Genomic DNA, 18,033 nt, shown 5'->3' with positions numbered 1-18,033 from the left:
TATGAGTGGATTGATTATGGCTGCCCAGCTATTGTTGGGATTATCGTTCTTGGTAATTTTACATGAGTTAGGACATTTCTTGGCGGCACGTGCCTTTGGAATTAAAATTGAAAAATTTTATCTGTTTTTTGATGCCTGGGGCTTTAAACTGTTTAGTTTTAAAATGGGCGATTGTGAGTACGGCATAGGTTGGTTACCTCTGGGTGGCTATGTTAAAATTGCCGGTATGATAGATGAGTCTATGGATACCGAACAAATGGCACAACCGCCACAGCCTTGGGAATTCAGATCTAAACCAGCCTGGCAGCGTTTAATCGTTATGCTTGGTGGTGTAGTTGTGAACATCGTAGTTGGTATTTTTATTTTCTGGATCATGACCTTTATGTATGGAGAAAGCTATATTGCGAATAGTTCAGCGCTTAATGGTGTTAATCCAGGGGTTGTTGGTAAGGAGCTTGGCTTGCAAAAAGGAGATAGGATTATTGCCGTGAACGGGAATAAGGTAATCCGTTTTGATGAATTGACCAGTTCTGAAGTATTGATGGGCAATAGTAATTTAACTATTGTACGAGGTAATAAAACCATCGATATTAAAGTTCCTGATAATATCTTAAATAAGATAGCTGATTCTGGAGTAGAAGGATTTATTAGCAGAATGCCGCTTTTAACTACAACACTTGATAGCATCGTGCCTGGGAAATCTGCGGCTAAAGCGGGTCTTCAAAAAGGTGATCGTATTGTTGCCGTAAATTCCATTCCAGTTAAATATGACGCTGATGTAAGAGAATTGATCCCTAAGTTTAAAGGGAAGACTTTAACTTTTGAGGTAACTAGGGGGACTGAGCACTTAACTTACGCTGTTCCTGTAGATACATTGGGGACAATCGGTATTAACTTTAATATTAAAGAGCTTAGAGAAGAGACCATCAAGTATAGTCTGTTGGCAGCACTGCCAATTGGTATAAAACAAGCCTGGACAACTTTTAGCGATAACGCTAAAGGGATATGGAAAGTTTTAAAAGGCGATATTAAAGCGAATAAGGCCTTTTCTGGTCCTGTTGAGATCGCACGTAAGGTTTATGGTGGCGAGTGGATCTGGACGAAGTTCTGGCTTTCTACAGGCTTTATCTCAATCGCATTGGCATTTATGAACTTGTTGCCGATTCCTGCATTGGATGGTGGGCATGTTGTGTTCCTGGTGATTGAAATGATTAAAGGAAAACCACTGGGGGATAAATTTATGGAGCGTTCCCAGTTAGTTGGCTTTGTGATGTTGTTGTCGTTAATGGTATTTGTACTGGGTAACGATATTTTTAAAGCTTTCTTTAAGCATTAGGGCGCATGACTGACTATTTTGGTTTTTATGGTCTGCCGGTTAGTTTTAACCCTAATGCAGCAGCTGTAAAACAACAATTTTATGCCCTGAGTAAAAAGTATCATCCTGATTTTTACATTAACGAGTCTGAAGAAAAGCAGGCGGAGGTGTTAGAAATGAGTACGCTGAATAATAAGGCTTACCAGGTTTTAAGTGATCCGCAAAAGCGTTTGCACTACATTTTAGAATTAAAGGGGCAATTAACGGAAGGTGAAAATTATGTGCTTCCACAAGGCTTTTTAATGGAAATGATGGATGTGAATGAGGCTTTGATGGATTTGCAGTTTGATCCTGATGCAGTTCGTTTGGCGGCACTTAAAGATGAGGTAGCCTTGATTGAAAAGGGGATAGCTGATGAAATTTTAAAATTAACGACTTCTTTTGATCGCCAGGATGCAGCTGAACAAGCAGCTTCTCTGATATCGATTAAGGATCTATATTACCGCAATAAGTATTTATTGCGCATACGTGAAAGTATAAATAAGGCAACTGCTAGTCTGGTTTAGTTGTTAAGACAGTGTAAAAAAGCATTTAAAGGCTTTTTTACACTGTTTATTTGCGGTAATTTCGGCCTTAAATCAATTGCATGAATACATTATCAATTTTTAGAAAAGTAGCTGTCGCTGAAGGTATTTCTTACGTTCTGCTGATATTTATTGCGATGCCGCTAAAGTATTGGGCAGAGATGCCTTTGGCCGTTAAATACACGGGATGGGCCCATGGCTTGCTGTTCGTGCTTTATATTATGTTTTTAATTATGGCATGGGTGGAATATAAATGGAGTTTTAAGAAATCAGCCTTAATTGGGGTTGCTTCCTTGCTACCTTTTGCCCCTTTTTGGGTGGATAAAAAGCTAAAAGAAGAAAATTGAAATAAAAGTTTGCAAATATAAAATCAATTCATACATTTGCAACCCGCTGAATAAGCAAATGCCCAGCTGGCGGAATTGGTAGACGCGCTGGTCTCAAACACCTGTGGGAAACCGTGCCGGTTCGACTCCGGCGCTGGGTACTAACCGGAATCGAACACATCGATTCCGGTTTTTTATTGCTCATTTCACGGCATAAATGCGTCAAATGGTGTTCAAGTAACTCATGGCCACCTACTTTTGATAGCTTCAGTTCTATGGAGCATTCCCCAATCAATCATCGAGTCAATTACACTAGTTATATTCTTACCAGAATCTGTTAGAATATATTCTATTAATACAGGAGTTTGATTGTACACTTTACGCTCTATGATGCCGTTGAGTTCTAGTTCTTTCAGTTCTTTTGACAGCATTCTGGGAGTTATTTTATCGATGTTTTCTTGTAAATCCTTAAACCGGATTTTCCCATGCAGCAGCGAGGCAATTATCGGTAGCTTCCATTTACCATTCATAACATTTAAAGTGTCGGTTAAGGCCAGGACATAATGTCGTGGGCACTGTTGCACCTTATCTCTATCTATTAATTCCTTGAAATCACTCATATTATTACGTTATTCTTAGTATACAAAAGTATAGTACTAATGTTTAATAACAAAGTATACTTAGTATATTAATATCACTAGGTTTACATAATAATAAAATATAAAATATGATTTTAGTAACAGGTGCAACAGGTCAATTCGGTTCGAAAGCCATTGACCATTTATTAAACAAAGGTGTTAGACCATCTGAAATTTCTGCTTTAGTAAGAAACGTAGCAAATGGCCACCATCTTAAAAGTAGGGGAATTGAAGTAAAAGTAGGGGATTACACAGATTATGATTCATTGGTTAAAGCATTTCAGGGAGTAGAGAAACTACTATTGGTTTCTAGTAACGATAGACAAGCTTTCGAAAACAGGACTGCCCAGCACATAAACATCATAAAGGCTGCGAAAGAGGCCGATGTTAAACATCTTATTTATACCTCTTTTGTAAGGAAAACAAATTTTGAAAATTCGTCTATAGCCGCATTCCAGAATTCACATGTACAAACAGAAGCTTATCTGATAGATAGTGGCATTGATTATACTATTCTTCAAAATGGTATTTATCTGGAAATGATACCAATTTTTGCTGGAGAAAAAGTAGCTGAGACTGGCGTCATATTGTTCCCTGCAAGGGACGGTAAAGCAAGCTATGTTCTTCGAGATGAGTTAGCAGAAGCTGCTGCACATGTATTAACTACCGAAGGACATGAAAAGCAAATTTATAGTTTAACTAATTCGACTTCGGTCTCTTTTAGTGAGATAGCTAAGGCCATAGGCGATCAATTGGGAAAAGATGTTAAATATCAATCCCTGGAAGTTGACCTATTTGAATCTAAAATGAAACAGTTTGGAGTTCCAGACTTGTATATTGGTATGTTTACCATGTGGGCGATGGCTCAGGCGCAAGGCACAATGGATGTCGTGGATGATACGTTAGAAGCATTCTTAGGTAGAAAGCCTACAACCATGTCCCAGTTTATCGCTCAGATTTATTAGGTTTCTATATCTCAATCGGACTGATTATTGGTGAAAAATAATTTTCTTAAAACCCTCTTTATATAATGAAGAGGGTTTTTTGGTTTTTGTCAATTTTTGAATGTACCTCTATGGACTTTAATTTTGTAAACATGTGGAGTTGGAATCAACGACTTATATTTCATCTTTAGATATCCATTTATTAACAGTTGGGGCTTCATAAGATGCCATTTTGTCAAGGAGATCGTTAATGTTATCACTTGTTAACAGCATATTTTGGTTCACTACTTTCAGAAATCCCTTTTTTACCATTGTTTCTACTAATGCTAACAGTTCATCATAAAAACCGTTGATATTTAAAATCCCAATTGGCTTTTTATGGAGACCAAGTTGTGCCCAGGTCAGCATTTCAAAAAACTCTTCTAAAGTTCCGAAACCACCAGGCAAAGTGATCACGCCATCACTAAGATCGTTCATTTTGGTTTTCCGCTCATGCATAGTTTCTACTATAATTAATTCCGTTAATCCTTTATGAGCAATTTCTTTGTTTTGTAAAAAACGAGGCAATATACCAATTACCTCTCCCTTATTTTCGATTGCCCCGTTTGCAACAGCACCCATTAATCCAATATTCGCTCCACCGTATACAAGACCGATGTTTCTTCCAGCTAGTGTTTTACCCAATAAATTGGCCTGTGCTTCATAGTCCTTCTCAGTTCCGAAACTAGAACCACAAAATACTGTTATCCTCTTCATGTATGTTTTATTTACGCTTTAAGCAATTATCGGTATTCTCTACAATGGATTGTATAATAGGAGTGTAAAAGCCTGAAATATCATCTAAATATCTAAAGTACTCCCAAGAAACGGTACCTTTGACAGCCTTAGAGAGATCTAAGGTTTTTGCTTTCATACAATTTTGTGAATTTTTTTAAATATAATCATGATAAAATTATTTGTAGTGGGATATCCACTAGATATACAAGAAGCCGACCTGATGGAGATATTTAGTATCCATGGTGCAATACATAGCATAGAGTTACTGAAAGATAAAGTGACCCAAAGACATAAAGGTTTTGGCTTTATCGAGATGGAGGAGCAAGCAGACGCCGACAGGGCTATTGCTGCTGTAAATGGCATGGTGTTAAAGGGTAGGAAGATTCGTGTCAAATTAGCTGATGAGGATAGGGCAGAGCGGCCGAGAACGGTTAAAACAAACCACTTCCGTTCTCAAGAATTACAGGGCAATGCAAGTAGTGCGGCAAGTGACCCAGAGTCCTTTAAAAGTAAGCGCCCTAGAAAACTAATGTCAAATACATTCAGAGCGGAGAACTAAGTCTGGTGACAGTAGAGCGGATTTAGCGGATTCCGTTCGCTGCTGTCAAAATTATTGGTTTGCCTGACGTAATCAATATCGTGTGTTCATGCTGGGCTACAAAACCGCCATTATTGCCTACAAAAGCCCAACCATCTGCGGCCTTCTCAATAAATGTAGATTGGGTGGAGATAAACGTTTCAATAGCGACAACAGAATCCTTTCTAAATCGCCTTTTATCATAACGATCATAATAATTCATTATGGCATCGGGTTCCTCATGTAAACCTAGTCCAACCCCATGACCACCTAAATCTCGGATGACAGTGTATCCTGATTTTTTGGCTTTGGTCTCTATTAGTTTTCCAATATCAGCAATTTTTACTCCACCGCTAATTTGAGAAATTGCTTCAAGTAATATTTCTTTTGAAGTATCTACCAGATGTTGTAGCCCTTGAATGTCTTCTCCAATAACAAACGAGCAGCCATTATCTGACCAAAAGCCACCTAACTCTGCAGATACATCAATGTTGATAATGTCTCCATTTTTCAATATGACTTTACCTGATGGGATGCCATGAGCAAATTCATTGTTGACACTAATACAGCTATAGCCAGGGAAACCATAGGTTTCGAATGGAGCAGATTTTGCACCGAGAGCTTCTAATATTTGTTTTCCATACTCGTCTATGTCTTTTGTGGACATGCCGACCTGGGTATATGCACGCATTTTTTGTAGGGTAAGGCCAACAGCCTCACTCACGCGTTGCATACCAAGTAGCTCTTCTTCAGTTTTTACAATCATAAATTAACGCTATTCCGTTTTGCACAAAGTTAGGAGCATTTAAATTGAGCTCATAGTAAATATTAGACATCGTATTATTCTTTAGCTATTTACATTTCCCGTAAATTTGCGACATGCCGATAAATTATCTGGAGAAGATACAATTAGGGGAATTTAATGAGGACGGTTACAGAATTAGTCCATCTAAAGACTTAGCGTCTGTTATCGAGGGATTTTATGTTTTCTCCAGAGACTCAAAGCATGATACCCATCTTATTTTCAATGATGGCTTTCCTGTGCTTGTTTTTTTGCAAAGTTGCGAAGACTCAATAACGGTAAGAGGAGAAAACGATACATTCGAAGTTAAAGCTGCATGGGCAAGTGCTGGCTCAATTAAGAATGTTTATGTAAGATACAACAATAATACAGACCAGGTTTTTATAATTAGGTTCCATCCAGGTACTTTCTATCAGTTGTTTGGTTTAGAAGCTCAATACTTTAGATATAATCCAGTTGTTCCATTTGAATCTATTGCTAAGCACATTAACTTCAGTATTAACGAATTTTTTGAATCCAATTCTATTCAAGAAAAAGTGGCATTTGTCGAAACATATGTTCAAAATTATTTTAGGAAGATAGATACCCCTGAAATTTTACATAAAACATTAGATTATATCCATAAAATAAAAGGACAAAGCACTGTTCGAAATGTGACAAATGATGCTGGCGTAAATTATAAATGGCTGGAAAGAAGTTTTGTGCAGCATATTGGACTTTTGCCTAAAGAGTATATTCAACTCCAACGCTTTATTCATGCGTACCTTGAATTGGTTGGAAGTGAGGATGTCGATTTGATGCGAATTGCAATATCAAATGGATACTACGATTCGAATCACTTTCTAAAAGATTTTAAAACCTATACCGGAAAAACCCCGCTAGGGTATTTGATTTTCAATCAGAGACGGGTTGCTAGCAAATAAGCTGTGCAGGGATCGAGATTTCTATATATACTTCGAAATTTCTCATTTTCAATAATATAGTCGTATTTTTGATTTCCATATTTTCTATACCAGAAGCTATTTTAATAACTTTCATTTCAAATGACAAGAGAGCCAGACCATATTATTGCCATTGGTGCCTCTGCAGGGGGTATGGAAGAGATCAATTCTTTTTTTGATCATACTCCTTTAGATGGTGTTTCTTATATAATTATTCAGCACTTATCTGCGGATTTTAAAAGCAGAATGGTTGAATTACTAAGCCGGCATAGTAAACTTGTGGTAGAAGAGGCTGAAAACGGAACTAAAGTAAAAAGAAATCAAGTTTATCTTATTCCGAGCAATAAGTTTATGACCATAGAAGACAATACGTTGTTTTTGACGGATAAACAAAAGACCAAAAGCCCTCATCTGACGATCAATACTTTTTTTAATTCCCTTGCTGCAAATTCCGGTGAAAAATCTATCGCAATAATTTTGTCCGGTTTAGGCTCTGATGGTACGGAAGGCATAAAGGCTATTAAAAAAGAGGGTGGTATGGTGATGGTACGCAATCCTGAAACTTCAGAATTTAGCAGTATGCCGTCCCATGCTTTAGCTACAGGAATAGTAGATTTCATTTTGGAACCCGAATTAATGCCTGGCGCAATTGAAGATTATGTAAAATACGGAATGGAGCTATTAGCTGATCGTTCAGATGATAAAAAAAATCTGGCAGCAATTGTTGACTTGATCAAAGACAACTCACCTCTTGATTTTTCAGATTATAAACAAGCAACTATCCTAAGAAGAACTAAAAGAAGGGCACTCTATCATAACTGTACCTCGCTTGCAAATTACCTGAATTTTCTAAAAACAACACCCGAAGAAGTAACCGCGCTTTCTAGAGAGTTTCTAATCAGTGTGACTTCATTTTTTAGGGATAAAGAAGCATTTGACTTCATACAAAGTAATGTATTACCTGAAATACTTAAAAGACTCAGCCCTGGCGAAGAATTGAAGATGTGGGTGGCTGGCTGTGCTACCGGCGAAGAAGTGTATTCCCTGGGCATATTGATTGCAGAGCAGTTAACAGGAAAATACAAAGATACCGTTGTCAAGATTTTTGGAACCGATATTGATAATTCCGCATTAATTCATGCAGCCAAGGGGATTTACAGTCCGGCCATTGAAGGAAATATGTCTCCCCAACGGCTTCATAAATACTTTTTAAAAGAAGGCAAAAACTATAGAATTAAGCCAGAGATCAGAAAGATGGCGATTTTTGCCCAACATGATTTGGTAAAGAACCCGCCATATTGCAATATGCATTTGATCAGTTGTAGGAACCTGTTAATCTACATGAGCCCAGTTTTGCAGAAAAAAACATTCACTATGCTGCTTTTTGGACTTAAAACGGAAGGATACTTGTTTTTGGGTTCCAGTGAAAATCCAATGCCAATTATTAAAAAATTGGAAGTTGTCAATAAAAAATGGAAAATATATAAGAGCCTTGAAACTAAACGGACGATAAGCCTGGATGCATTTTCATTGCCAGAAATGGATTTAAAACGTAGTTCTTCTTCATTCTCACAAGAACACACGATCAAAGAGGTTTCCAATACGTTGACTGAAACCATGAATGCAAGCTTGGCGGAAGTACTGGACTACATGGCTGTTTGTATTGATGAGCATAACCGGGTCTTAAAGTCTTATGGAGATACCACAAAATATCTTCTCCAAAAACATTTTACTTCAAACCTCGTGGAGCTTTTGCCAAAGCCACTGCTAATAGCCTTTAATACCATAAGTAAAACGGTTTTAAAAACAAATGAAAGTACTACTGTTCATGGAATAATAATTAAACGTGGACAAACTACCGTTAAAGTATCGCTTTCAGTGGCACCCTTACCTGTTAAAAAAGGAGAACAAAGGTTCCTAATGGTTGCAATTAGCGAGGATAAGTTGGTTAACCCTGCGGGGGAAGAAGGTCTTGTATTTGATGAAAAAACGTATCTGAATCAATACACTTTGAACTTGGAAGAGGAATTGAAGGAGCTAAAAGATAAGCTTCATTCGGCCTATGAAAAGCTTGATTCTTCTGCTGAAAATCTCCAATCCTTTAACGAAGAATTGATTTCTGCCAATGAAGAAATGCAAAGTACCAATGAAGAGATGCAATCGGTAAATGAAGAACTGCATACGATTAATTCGGACTACCAGCTGAAGAACAAAGAACTGTTGGATGTTAATGACGACTTGAATAATTACTTTAGAAGTAACATCAATGGGCAGTTATTTATCGATAGTGATCTACTGTTAATGAAATTTTCGCCAGGTACGGTAAAGCAAATCAATCTTCAGGAATCTGATATTGGCAGGCCGATCAGCCATATTTCTACCAATATAAAATTTGAAACTATTTTAGAAGATATTAAACAGGTAATTGCCAAAGGAGATATCATCACCAAAGAAATTGAAACCAATAACGGCAAATGGTATCAGATCATGACGATGCCTTATATCCAGGAGGTTAATCATAAAAAGAAGGGCGCAATCGTCACTTTTAATGATATTACCGAATTAAAAAAGACACAACTTGAGCTAGATAAGAAGAATGAAAGCTTATTACGTATCAATGCTGATCTTGATAATTTCGCAAATACTGCTTCTCATGATCTGTTGGCCCCATTAGGTAACATTGAAGTGAGTATTAATGTCATGAACCGAAAAGTAACGGATCCGGATTTAAATAAGTTTTTAATGATCATCAATTCCTCGGTTAAAAAATTCCGGGAGTTAATCAACGATATTGCCACAGTAGCGAAATTAGAAAGCGACATGATGGAAATGGTTAATATCGAGGAGATTATCAAAAATATAGAGTGGAGCTTAGACAATAAGATCAAATTATCAGGTGCGGTGATTACCCGAGATCTTGAAGTTAAAGAGGTCTTCTTTTCAAAAAAGAACTTAAGGAGTATCTTATTTAATTTGATATCAAATGGAATAAAATTCCAAGGTAACCTGCCTCCTGTAATTCATATCCATACCTCAATGGAGGATAATCATATCGTCTTAACCGTACAAGATAATGGCAGAGGTATGCGTAAAGAAGGGCTTGATCATATTTTTGATATGTATGGTAGACTTCATCAGGATGTAGAAGGTCGCGGCATTGGGTTGTACCTTGCTAAAAAAATCGTAAATGCAGCGGGTGGAGATATCAATGTTCAAAGTGAACCAAATAAAGGCAGTAAGTTCACCATCCAATTAAAAATGAATATCAATTGATAAATAAGCCTTAATAATTGATGTCGAGTTAACACTGCCTTAATGAAGGGCCTTTACCTTTGTAGTATAAATATTTGGTTAGTATTTATAAAGTTTAGGTTTAGTTGATATTGAAGAGCTCAGATGGATGTCGGAGCTCTTTGGCATTATAGACTTTTTTTTTCGTAAATTTAGGTAAGGGAAAACTAATTCTATTTGATATGAAAAAGTTAACATTATCTGTTATGGCTTTGCTATTGCTAGCCGTAATCACTGGTATTAAAGCTCAGGACGATGCCATGATGAAAGCCTGGCAAGCCTATATGACTCCAGGCGATGTACACAAAATGATTGCAAAAAGTGATGGTGCCTGGAATAGTGAGGTAACCACATGGATGAAACCAGGTGCTCCACCAGAAAAAAGTAAAAGCGTTTGTGAGAATAAGATGATTTTGGGTGGACGATACCAGCAGTCTACTCATAAAGGTACGATGATGGGGATGCCATTTGAAGGAATGAGCCTTCTAGGCTACGACAATGCTAAAAAAACATTTACCTCTACTTGGATAGACAATATGGGTACAGGTATAATGGTGATGGACGGAACTTGGGATGATGCAACAAAAACCATTAATTTTAAAGGGAAATGCGTTGATCCCACTACTGGCAAGGATATGGATGTTCGGGAGGTATTTAAACTAGTGGATGATAACAATCAATTCTTGGAGATGTATTGTACTACCGAAGGTAAGGAAATGAAAACCATGGAAATTAAATTCAGTAGACGGTAATGAAAAACGGATACAGCCAATAACAATATTGTTATTGGCTTTTTTATGTAAAAGAAAAATGGCTTGCCGTTTACACAATAGCGCTGTACCTTTGGGTTATTAAAAGAGAATTGATATGAATACTGAAAAAGCCATTCTGGCAGCCGGTTGCTTTTGGGGAGTAGAAGAATTGATCAGACATTATCCAGGTGTCATTTCAACGGTAGTTGGATACACTGGTGGGGATGTACCTAATGCGACTTATAAGAATCATGGAACACATGCTGAAGGTATAGAGGTCATCTTTGATCCTGCACAATTATCATATCGTAAACTCCTCGAATATTTCTTCCAGATTCATGATCCATCGACACGAAACAGGCAGGGAAATGATATCGGGACTTCTTATCGTTCGGCCATCTTCTTTTTGGATGAGCAGCAACAAGAAACAGCAAAAGCTTTAATCGCAGAAATGGACGCTTCGGGCGTATGGCCAGGAAAAATTGTAACGGAAGTTGTTCCTGCAACTGATTTTTGGAATGCCGAAGTGGAGCATCAGGATTATTTGCAAAAGAACCCGAACGGATATACCTGTCACTTTGAAAGACCTGATTGGAAATTAAGCTAATACTTAATTCTATATTGCGCTATAGCGTAATTATTGTTTACTTTATATCAAAGGAGAACAATTATGGAAATTAAACGCAGCGGTTCACAACCTTCAGGTAAAGGTCCCGCAGAATATTTTACCGGATCAGTAAGAATTGACCCCTTGATTAATCCACCAGGACCATCCCGCGTAGCGATGGCACTAGTCACCTTTGAGCCCGGAGCACGTACGGCATGGCATACGCATCCCTTTGGGCAGACCTTGATCATTACCGCAGGCTCGGGTTGGGTGCAACATAAAGGTGATGTAAGACATGATGTTCACCAAGGCGATGTGATATACTTCTTCCCGGGAGAAAAGCATTGGCACGGCGCTACAGATATTACAGCGATGAGCCACATTGCCATCCAGGAAAAGTTAAACGGATCACCAGTAGATTGGATGGAGCAAGTGACAGATGATCAGTATAACAAAGTTATATTTGACCCCGAACATTAAAAGTAAAGTAGGTTTTACTTGATCCTTTTCATATGAATAGGATCTGGAACATCCACAATCAATGGAACCTGCTCTACACTCACGAAACTTGAATCCAGTCCGAAACCTTTTCTTTCTGAAATACTCATTAGCTTAAGGATTCTATGGTAAGCAATTGTTAAACGTTCTATAAAGTGAAGGCTGCTCGAGTTAGATAGAATTTTCTCAATTACTACAAAACGAAAATCGCCAGGTATTTTTAAGGCCTTTAGTGATTCATACTTACTGGTGATGTCAATTTCGCCACTTTTTACCAATTCCTCTACTACTTTTCTAAATAGGACATTTATCCGTTGCTCAACTCTGAAACCTAATCTAAAGTCTATTCTGATCAGTTTCTCTGGTATCATATGGTCCACTTCATACTCCATTGTATAAGGCTCATCCGTTACATCCACATGGAGCAACCAATATACATCAGCTCTTTTTGGGTGCTTTTGGATAATCGAGTAAATCACCGAAGATTCAATCTCCGTATTGAAGTTTGCACTGGTTAAGTAAACCAGATTGGAAGCGTATTTAGCTATCGTATGATCCGAGCTAATGTTTTTAATTACAGGGTAGAACTCTTCGATATCGACAAACTTCATGTATCTGTTCCTGATTCTGCGACCATTGTACCAAGTCCACATCACAGAGAACAACACCGTACCCAGAATTACTGTAAACCAGCCACCATGAAGTATTTTCGCCGCATTTCCAGCCAGGAAGGTCAATTCAATAAATCCATATATCGTTAGAAATATCGCGATCAGGTATTTCGGGACTTTTTTTCTTAAAAGGAATACAGATACCAAGATTGTAGTCATGAGCATAGCCACTGTAATCGACAAACCATAGGCGGCTTCCATGTTTACGGATTTTTGGAAGATCAATACCACAACAATACATCCGCTCATTAATATCCAGTTCATAGAAGGGACATAAAGCTGACCTTTCTGCTCACTTGGGTAATTAATTCTAACCTTTGGCCATAGATTTAACCTAACGGCCTCAGCAATCAACGTAAATGAGCCAGAAATAAGTGCTTGACTCGCAATTGCAGCAGCAATGGTTGCTATCGCTATTCCATAGATCAGGAACCAACCCGGCATCAATTGATAGAATGGATTTACATCCCCCAGGTGGGTTCCCTGTAGTTTCCACAACCATACACCTTGCCCCATATAATTTAGAACCAGACAGGTCTTAACATAAATCCAGCTGATTCTGATGTTCGAGCGTCCACAATGACCTAAGTCAGAATATAAAGCTTCAGCTCCCGTAGTGCATAAAAATACCGCTCCGATAATTAAAAATGCCTGTGGATTAGTGGTTAGTATATGATAAGCATAATAAGGATTAATAGCCTTTAAAATCTCAGGAAGTTCCATAATGTGTGCAAAACCTAAAACCGCGATCATGGTAAACCACAGCCACATAATAGGCCCGAAGGCTTTGCCTACCAAGGAAGTTCCGAATTGCTGTAAAACAAAAAGAAAGATAATGATAGCCAGTACAATAGGTACTGTAGGTAAATCCTTATAGATTAATCCGAGACCTTCAATAGCGGATGAAACCGTAACCGCAGGGGTCATTATACCATCAGCCAACAATGCTGCCCCACCAATCATGGCAGGTATGATTAACCATTTTGCTTTCCGCTTGACTAAAGAGAATAAGGAGAAAATCCCGCCCTCACCTTTATTGTCAGCCTGTAAAGTTATGACAACATATTTAATGGTGGTTTGTAAAGTAAGCGTCCAGAAGATGCAGGATAGCCCCCCTAGAATAAGGTCTTGTGTAATTAGTCGCTCACCAATGATGGCTTTGAAAACGTATAGAGGAGAAGTACCGATATCCCCGTAAATGATACCTAAACTAATTAATAAACCGGCAGCACTTAATTTTTGGATGTTTTTATGATGACCCATTACACATTAATAATAATGCGGTAAATGTATAAAAAAAAAGCAACCCTGAAGGTTGTCTTTTTTTATTATAATTTTTATTAATTCAGCGTTATTTTTATCTCCTGTTGCTTTCCATTAATGGTAAGGCTAATGTTGAGCTTACCTTTTTCAAAATCATTACCCGCGTTTTCTTTAATGCTGATATTTGGCGTTTTCTCGCCATCAAAAGGGTAAACTATACTCACAAAATTCTGTGTCTTATCATCCTTTTTAAGCTTTTCAAATGCAAAAGCAGGTCTAGATAGTTCCTTGGCGTAAACATAAGATACTTTACCTTCCTCTTCAGTAAGTGTTACCTTATCACTATTTAGCGATTGGATCAATAAGTTGTTTCCATCACTATAAGAAGTGTAAACCCGGTTTTTTGACTTGTCAAAAACAGCTTTACTATCCTCTTTCAGTTGCCAGTGTACACCCAGGTTTCCTGTAGCCTTACCGATCGCACGATCAATAACTAAAAAGTATTTGTGGTTGATGAAAAGTACACTACGCTGATGATTAAGCTCAGTATAACTAGGGTTGGTATAAGTAAGGATATCCAAGTTTTTACCAGTTTCCCATTTGTCTTGTTGTGCCTTGGTAATCATCATGTTTTGGTTATCAAGGGTAAGTGTGCTGTGTATACGAGTTTGGCGATACCAGTTTCTTTGTTTCATAATGGCATCATCTCCACTGTATACAAATACACCAGCATCAGGTGTAAAGTTTCTGCCTTTTACAAAAAGCTCGAAAGTTCCATTATCTGGCTGGGCATGAAATTCTCCCGGAGGGCTAGCCTTTAACACCATAACGGTTGCATTTTTATCCCATCCAGTTCTAAATGTATAAAAGCCCGAATTGCTCAATGCTTTAGATAAAAAGCTAGGAGCCTGACCTTCTTTACCATCAGTAGCGAGGTATTTAATGGTTTTATTTGTCGGGAAAACTTTACTCCAACTTGCAAACTGACTCATTCTGAATTTTTTATCAGTAAGCCATGAATCGCCAAACATAGGGGTGTTGTAATCTGGCAGTGTAATGCTAATCACCGCCATAATCATATTCTCTACGGTTTGTACATAAGATTGTGGAAATTCTTTTTCCAAATTTACACGCTGTGCGGAGCTATACGCTTTTAAGAATATATCAATGGCAGCTACGTGGTAAATCGGCGAGAGCTCAAACTGCATTCCATCTGCATATACCTGTTTTTTAATTTCGGTGTTTAGCACAGTTATACCAGTTTGTCTCCATCTTTGTGAATTTTTATATTCAGGAAATGATACACCGGCAAATAAGGTACGTTGTGCCTCAAATAAACGATGGTTTCCCTTTTCGGCAAAATTTTCAGATAAATAATCCGCCTGTTGATGGTAGCTTTTTAAAAACTCCATTAAAAAGGCAGGACTAAAATTAGGAGAGTTTACAAAGAGACTAAAAGTTGGTGGTAAACTTTGTACTCTGTCCGACACTTCAAGCGGGCGCCATACAAATCTATCATTATCTTTTGATAGGCCTAGTGGGTTTTTTCTAGCCCAATCGCTGTATTGGTATATCCATTCTTTAGCATATTTTTCATCGGCTGTAGCATGATAAACCAGAGCCATCGCTTGCCACCACTTTACACGGTGTAGCTGCCAGCGTACCTCATTGTCTTTTACCGGCCACATTTGCCAATTGATATCCTTGCCATAATCAAAATAGCCATATCCTTTGTGGGGTTGAAACTGGTGGACTAACGCTTTGTCTGCCATTTCCTGAGTAGCGTTGTCAATAGGCTTACTTAAATCAGCCGGCTTTTCAGAGTTGCTGAAATCTGGTGCTTTAGCCTTGCTTTTTTTTCTATAATAGCTCAGCAATTCTTTAGCCGCATCCTCATATTTGCCGGACGTAAAAAGCTGGTTGGTTTTTTCAAGGCCCGGATAGCTGAGGTTAATTGGATCAAAGCTTTGTTTTGTGATCTGTGGATCTTGCGCCTTGCTTAGTACTGCGCAAATAAGCAGACTGCAAAGACTTATTGTTTTTTTAAGTTGCATACTTCTTGGGCTTTTATGGATTTAAATCCTGTTTGATAGAATTGATTTTGCCATTTATGTTGATAGTTATATTGATTTTTCCGGTAGCCGGATCGTGACCCGCATTTTCCGTAACTTTTATCTCAGGTGCCGAATTGCCTTGGTAAAGATATAACACCGAAACAAAACTGTGAGTCTTATTATCGTTCTTAGGCTTTTCAAATACAAGGGCTGGTCTAGGAACTTCTTGTTGGTATTGATAAGATACAAAGCTTTTTTCTTCTTTTAAACTAACTTTATCTTTGTTCAGTAATTGAATTAAAAGATTATTACCATCGGCATAATTTGTATTTACGCTGTTTTTGTTATAGTCAAAAATGGGTTTGCTATCTTCTTTTAAAACATAATGAATACCTAAATTACCTGTTGCTGTTCCTATTGCCCTATCGATTACGATAAAATAGGTTTGATCAACGAATAAAAATGTACGTTGATGGCTTAAGTTGGTATAACTAGGGTTCGTATAGCTTAAAATACCTAAGCTTTTATCAGTCTCCCATTTGTTTAATTGGGCTTTATTGGTCAGGTTGCCATTCTCCAATGTAAGCGTCTGATGCGCTTTAGTTGAGCGGTACCAGTCCCTTTTTGTGTTTTCCTGGTCACCAACATTGGCATATACAAAGCTACCCGCATCTGGGGTGAAATTGCGGCCTGTTACCCATAGTTCAAATGTGCCATTGTCAGGGTGGGAGTGAAACTCTGCTGGTGGACCAGCTTTGATCTGCATTACGGTTGATTTTGTATCCCAGCCATTTCTAAAGGCATAAAAACCAGCATTAGGTAGGGAGCTAGACAGATAATTAGGCTGTTTGCCAGAAGACCCCTCGGTAGCGTAATATTGAATCACCTTGTTCTCCGGAAAAACCTGAGCCCACACTTTATAGCTTTTAAGCATGGCTTCTTTGTTGGTTAAAAATGCATTACCATATAGCGGGAAAGTGTAGTCAGGAAAAGAATATTTGCCAACTGCCATCACCATTTTCTCTACGAGGCTGCGGTAACTTTCCGGAAATTCATTCTCAGCACCGTTCATTTTGGCAATCTGCAATGCGTCTAAAAATATCTTTATCGTGCCGATATGGTAGGATGGAGAAAGCTCAAACTGTACGCCATCAGGTAATACTTGTTTCGCAATTTCATCATTTAGGACCCTAATGCCACTTTTGCGCCAGGCTGTGGCTGCTTTCATTTCAGGAAAAGCACTGCCTGCGTACATCAGGTGTATGGCCTGGTACAAACGGTGGTTACCTATATCTGTATAATTAGCTGTTACATAATTGGCTTGCTCATTATACGAGTTTAAAAACTCCATTAAAAAAGCGGAAGTAAAGTTAGGAGAGTTTAAGAATAGATTGAAAAATCCGCTCCAATGGTTCAGTCTGAAGGAAACTACAAATGCTTTCCATGCGTATTCTTTATCATCTGGATAAGCACCTTGTTTATTCTTTTTGATCCAGTCACGTACTTCAAAAATCCATTCTTTGGCATACTGTTCATCCCCTGTGTTGCGATAAACAATCCCAAGTGGCTCCCAAAATGCAGTACGATGCAAAAAAGTGGTTAACAATTGGTCTTGCACGGGGCGATATTGCCAGTTGATGTCTTTCCCGTAATCATAAGCAGGGTAGCCTTTGTGAGGCTTAAATTTGTGAAGTAAAATATTGTTGGCCAGATCTACGGTGTTCTGGTTTACTTTTTTACCCGCAAATTTTTGCGCGTCACTAACATTAAAATCAAGATGTTTCACATTAGTCCGATTGCGGTAGTATTTTAAAAGTTCATTGGCCGCATCATTGTATTTACCCGCTAAGAAGAGTTTATTGGTTTTTTCTAAGCCGGGATAGCTGAGATTGATGTGGTCAAAGCTCGATTTAGTAATACCTGTTTCTTGAGCGTAAATTAAACGACAAGATAGGATTATAATAGCCAGTAGAACAATTCCTTTTTTTTTCAT

General features: G+C 38.1%; 16 protein-coding genes and 1 tRNA gene. 11 read left to right on the top strand and 6 right to left on the bottom strand.

Features of this window, described 5'->3' with window-relative positions:
* The first annotated feature begins 1 nt into the window (after position 1).
* The 4 genes from rseP (at position 2) to EZ444_RS20640 (ending at position 2,386) form a co-directional block, all read left to right on the top strand.
* The gene (gene rseP, locus EZ444_RS20655) at positions 2–1,336 is read left to right on the top strand and encodes an RIP metalloprotease RseP (protein ID WP_131611049.1); all 1,335 of its coding nucleotides are present in this window, start codon (positions 2–4) and stop codon (positions 1,334–1,336) included.
* 5 nt (positions 1,337–1,341) lie between these two features.
* Positions 1,342–1,881: a Fe-S protein assembly co-chaperone HscB gene (gene hscB / locus EZ444_RS20650; protein ID WP_131611048.1), complete on the top strand. Its 540-nt coding sequence runs from the start codon at positions 1,342–1,344 to the stop codon at positions 1,879–1,881.
* Between the two features lie 80 nt (positions 1,882–1,961).
* Entirely contained in the window at positions 1,962–2,246 is a 285-nt protein-coding gene (locus EZ444_RS20645) for a DUF3817 domain-containing protein (protein ID WP_131611047.1), read from the top strand.
* Positions 2,247–2,306: 60 nt separating this feature from the next.
* Positions 2,307–2,386: transfer RNA gene (locus EZ444_RS20640), tRNA-Leu, on the top strand.
* Between the two features lie 81 nt (positions 2,387–2,467).
* Here the strand turns inward: EZ444_RS20640 and EZ444_RS20635 are convergent.
* Positions 2,468–2,845, bottom strand: coding sequence for a winged helix-turn-helix transcriptional regulator (locus tag EZ444_RS20635; RefSeq protein WP_131611046.1), 378 nt, complete (start codon positions 2,843–2,845; stop codon positions 2,468–2,470).
* 107 nt (positions 2,846–2,952) lie between these two features.
* Between EZ444_RS20635 and EZ444_RS20630 the strand changes: the two genes are divergently transcribed.
* Positions 2,953–3,828, top strand: coding sequence for an SDR family oxidoreductase (locus EZ444_RS20630; RefSeq protein ID WP_131611045.1), 876 nt, complete (start codon positions 2,953–2,955; stop codon positions 3,826–3,828).
* A gap of 153 nt (positions 3,829–3,981) precedes the next feature.
* Here EZ444_RS20630 and EZ444_RS20625 read toward each other — a convergent pair whose 3' ends face one another.
* Positions 3,982–4,563, bottom strand: coding sequence for an LOG family protein (locus EZ444_RS20625; RefSeq protein WP_131611044.1), 582 nt, complete (start codon positions 4,561–4,563; stop codon positions 3,982–3,984).
* 187 nt (positions 4,564–4,750) lie between these two features.
* Between EZ444_RS20625 and EZ444_RS20620 the strand changes: the two genes are divergently transcribed.
* On the top strand, positions 4,751–5,143 hold the full coding sequence (locus EZ444_RS20620) for an RNA recognition motif domain-containing protein (RefSeq protein ID WP_131611043.1): 393 nt from the start codon (positions 4,751–4,753) through the stop codon (positions 5,141–5,143).
* Positions 5,144–5,165: 22 nt separating this feature from the next.
* Here the strand turns inward: EZ444_RS20620 and map are convergent, their stop codons facing one another.
* Positions 5,166–5,927 carry a type I methionyl aminopeptidase gene (map, locus tag EZ444_RS20615; RefSeq protein ID WP_131611042.1) on the bottom strand — a complete coding sequence of 254 codons (762 nt, stop codon included), beginning with the start codon at positions 5,925–5,927 and terminating at the stop codon, positions 5,166–5,168.
* Positions 5,928–6,040: 113 nt separating this feature from the next.
* Between map and EZ444_RS20610 the strand changes: the two genes are divergently transcribed.
* The 5 genes from EZ444_RS20610 (at position 6,041) to EZ444_RS20590 (ending at position 12,034) form a co-directional block, all read left to right on the top strand.
* Positions 6,041–6,886, top strand: coding sequence for a helix-turn-helix domain-containing protein (locus EZ444_RS20610; protein WP_131611041.1), 846 nt, complete (start codon positions 6,041–6,043; stop codon positions 6,884–6,886).
* Between the two features lie 120 nt (positions 6,887–7,006).
* The gene (locus EZ444_RS20605) at positions 7,007–10,177 is read left to right on the top strand and encodes a chemotaxis protein CheB (protein WP_131611040.1); all 3,171 of its coding nucleotides are present in this window, start codon (positions 7,007–7,009) and stop codon (positions 10,175–10,177) included.
* A 200-nt stretch (positions 10,178–10,377) separates the two neighbouring features.
* On the top strand, positions 10,378–10,947 hold the full coding sequence (locus EZ444_RS20600) for a DUF1579 domain-containing protein (RefSeq protein WP_131611039.1): 570 nt from the start codon (positions 10,378–10,380) through the stop codon (positions 10,945–10,947).
* Between the two features lie 115 nt (positions 10,948–11,062).
* Positions 11,063–11,554: a peptide-methionine (S)-S-oxide reductase MsrA gene (msrA, locus tag EZ444_RS20595; protein WP_131611038.1), complete on the top strand. Its 492-nt coding sequence runs from the start codon at positions 11,063–11,065 to the stop codon at positions 11,552–11,554.
* Between the two features lie 63 nt (positions 11,555–11,617).
* The gene (locus EZ444_RS20590) at positions 11,618–12,034 is read left to right on the top strand and encodes a (R)-mandelonitrile lyase (protein WP_131611037.1); all 417 of its coding nucleotides are present in this window, start codon (positions 11,618–11,620) and stop codon (positions 12,032–12,034) included.
* Positions 12,035–12,048: 14 nt separating this feature from the next.
* Here EZ444_RS20590 and EZ444_RS20585 read toward each other — a convergent pair whose 3' ends face one another.
* The 3 genes from EZ444_RS20585 to hepC (EZ444_RS20575) form a co-directional block, all read right to left on the bottom strand.
* A complete protein-coding gene (locus tag EZ444_RS20585; protein WP_131611036.1) occupies positions 12,049–13,986 on the bottom strand; it encodes a KUP/HAK/KT family potassium transporter in 1,938 nt (645 codons plus the stop codon).
* A 77-nt stretch (positions 13,987–14,063) separates the two neighbouring features.
* Positions 14,064–16,040 (bottom strand): heparin-sulfate lyase HepC, encoded by a 1,977-nt coding sequence (hepC, locus tag EZ444_RS20580; protein WP_131611035.1) that lies wholly within the window; start codon positions 16,038–16,040, stop codon positions 14,064–14,066.
* Between the two features lie 13 nt (positions 16,041–16,053).
* The gene (hepC, locus tag EZ444_RS20575) at positions 16,054–18,033 is read right to left on the bottom strand and encodes a heparin-sulfate lyase HepC (protein ID WP_131611034.1); all 1,980 of its coding nucleotides are present in this window, start codon (positions 18,031–18,033) and stop codon (positions 16,054–16,056) included.

The sequence above is a fragment of the Pedobacter hiemivivus genome (assembly GCF_004331685.1).
Lineage (GTDB): Bacteria > Bacteroidota > Bacteroidia > Sphingobacteriales > Sphingobacteriaceae > Pedobacter > Pedobacter hiemivivus.
Note: the sequence above shows the minus strand (reverse complement) of the source record. Positions and strands in the feature narration are given on the sequence as shown.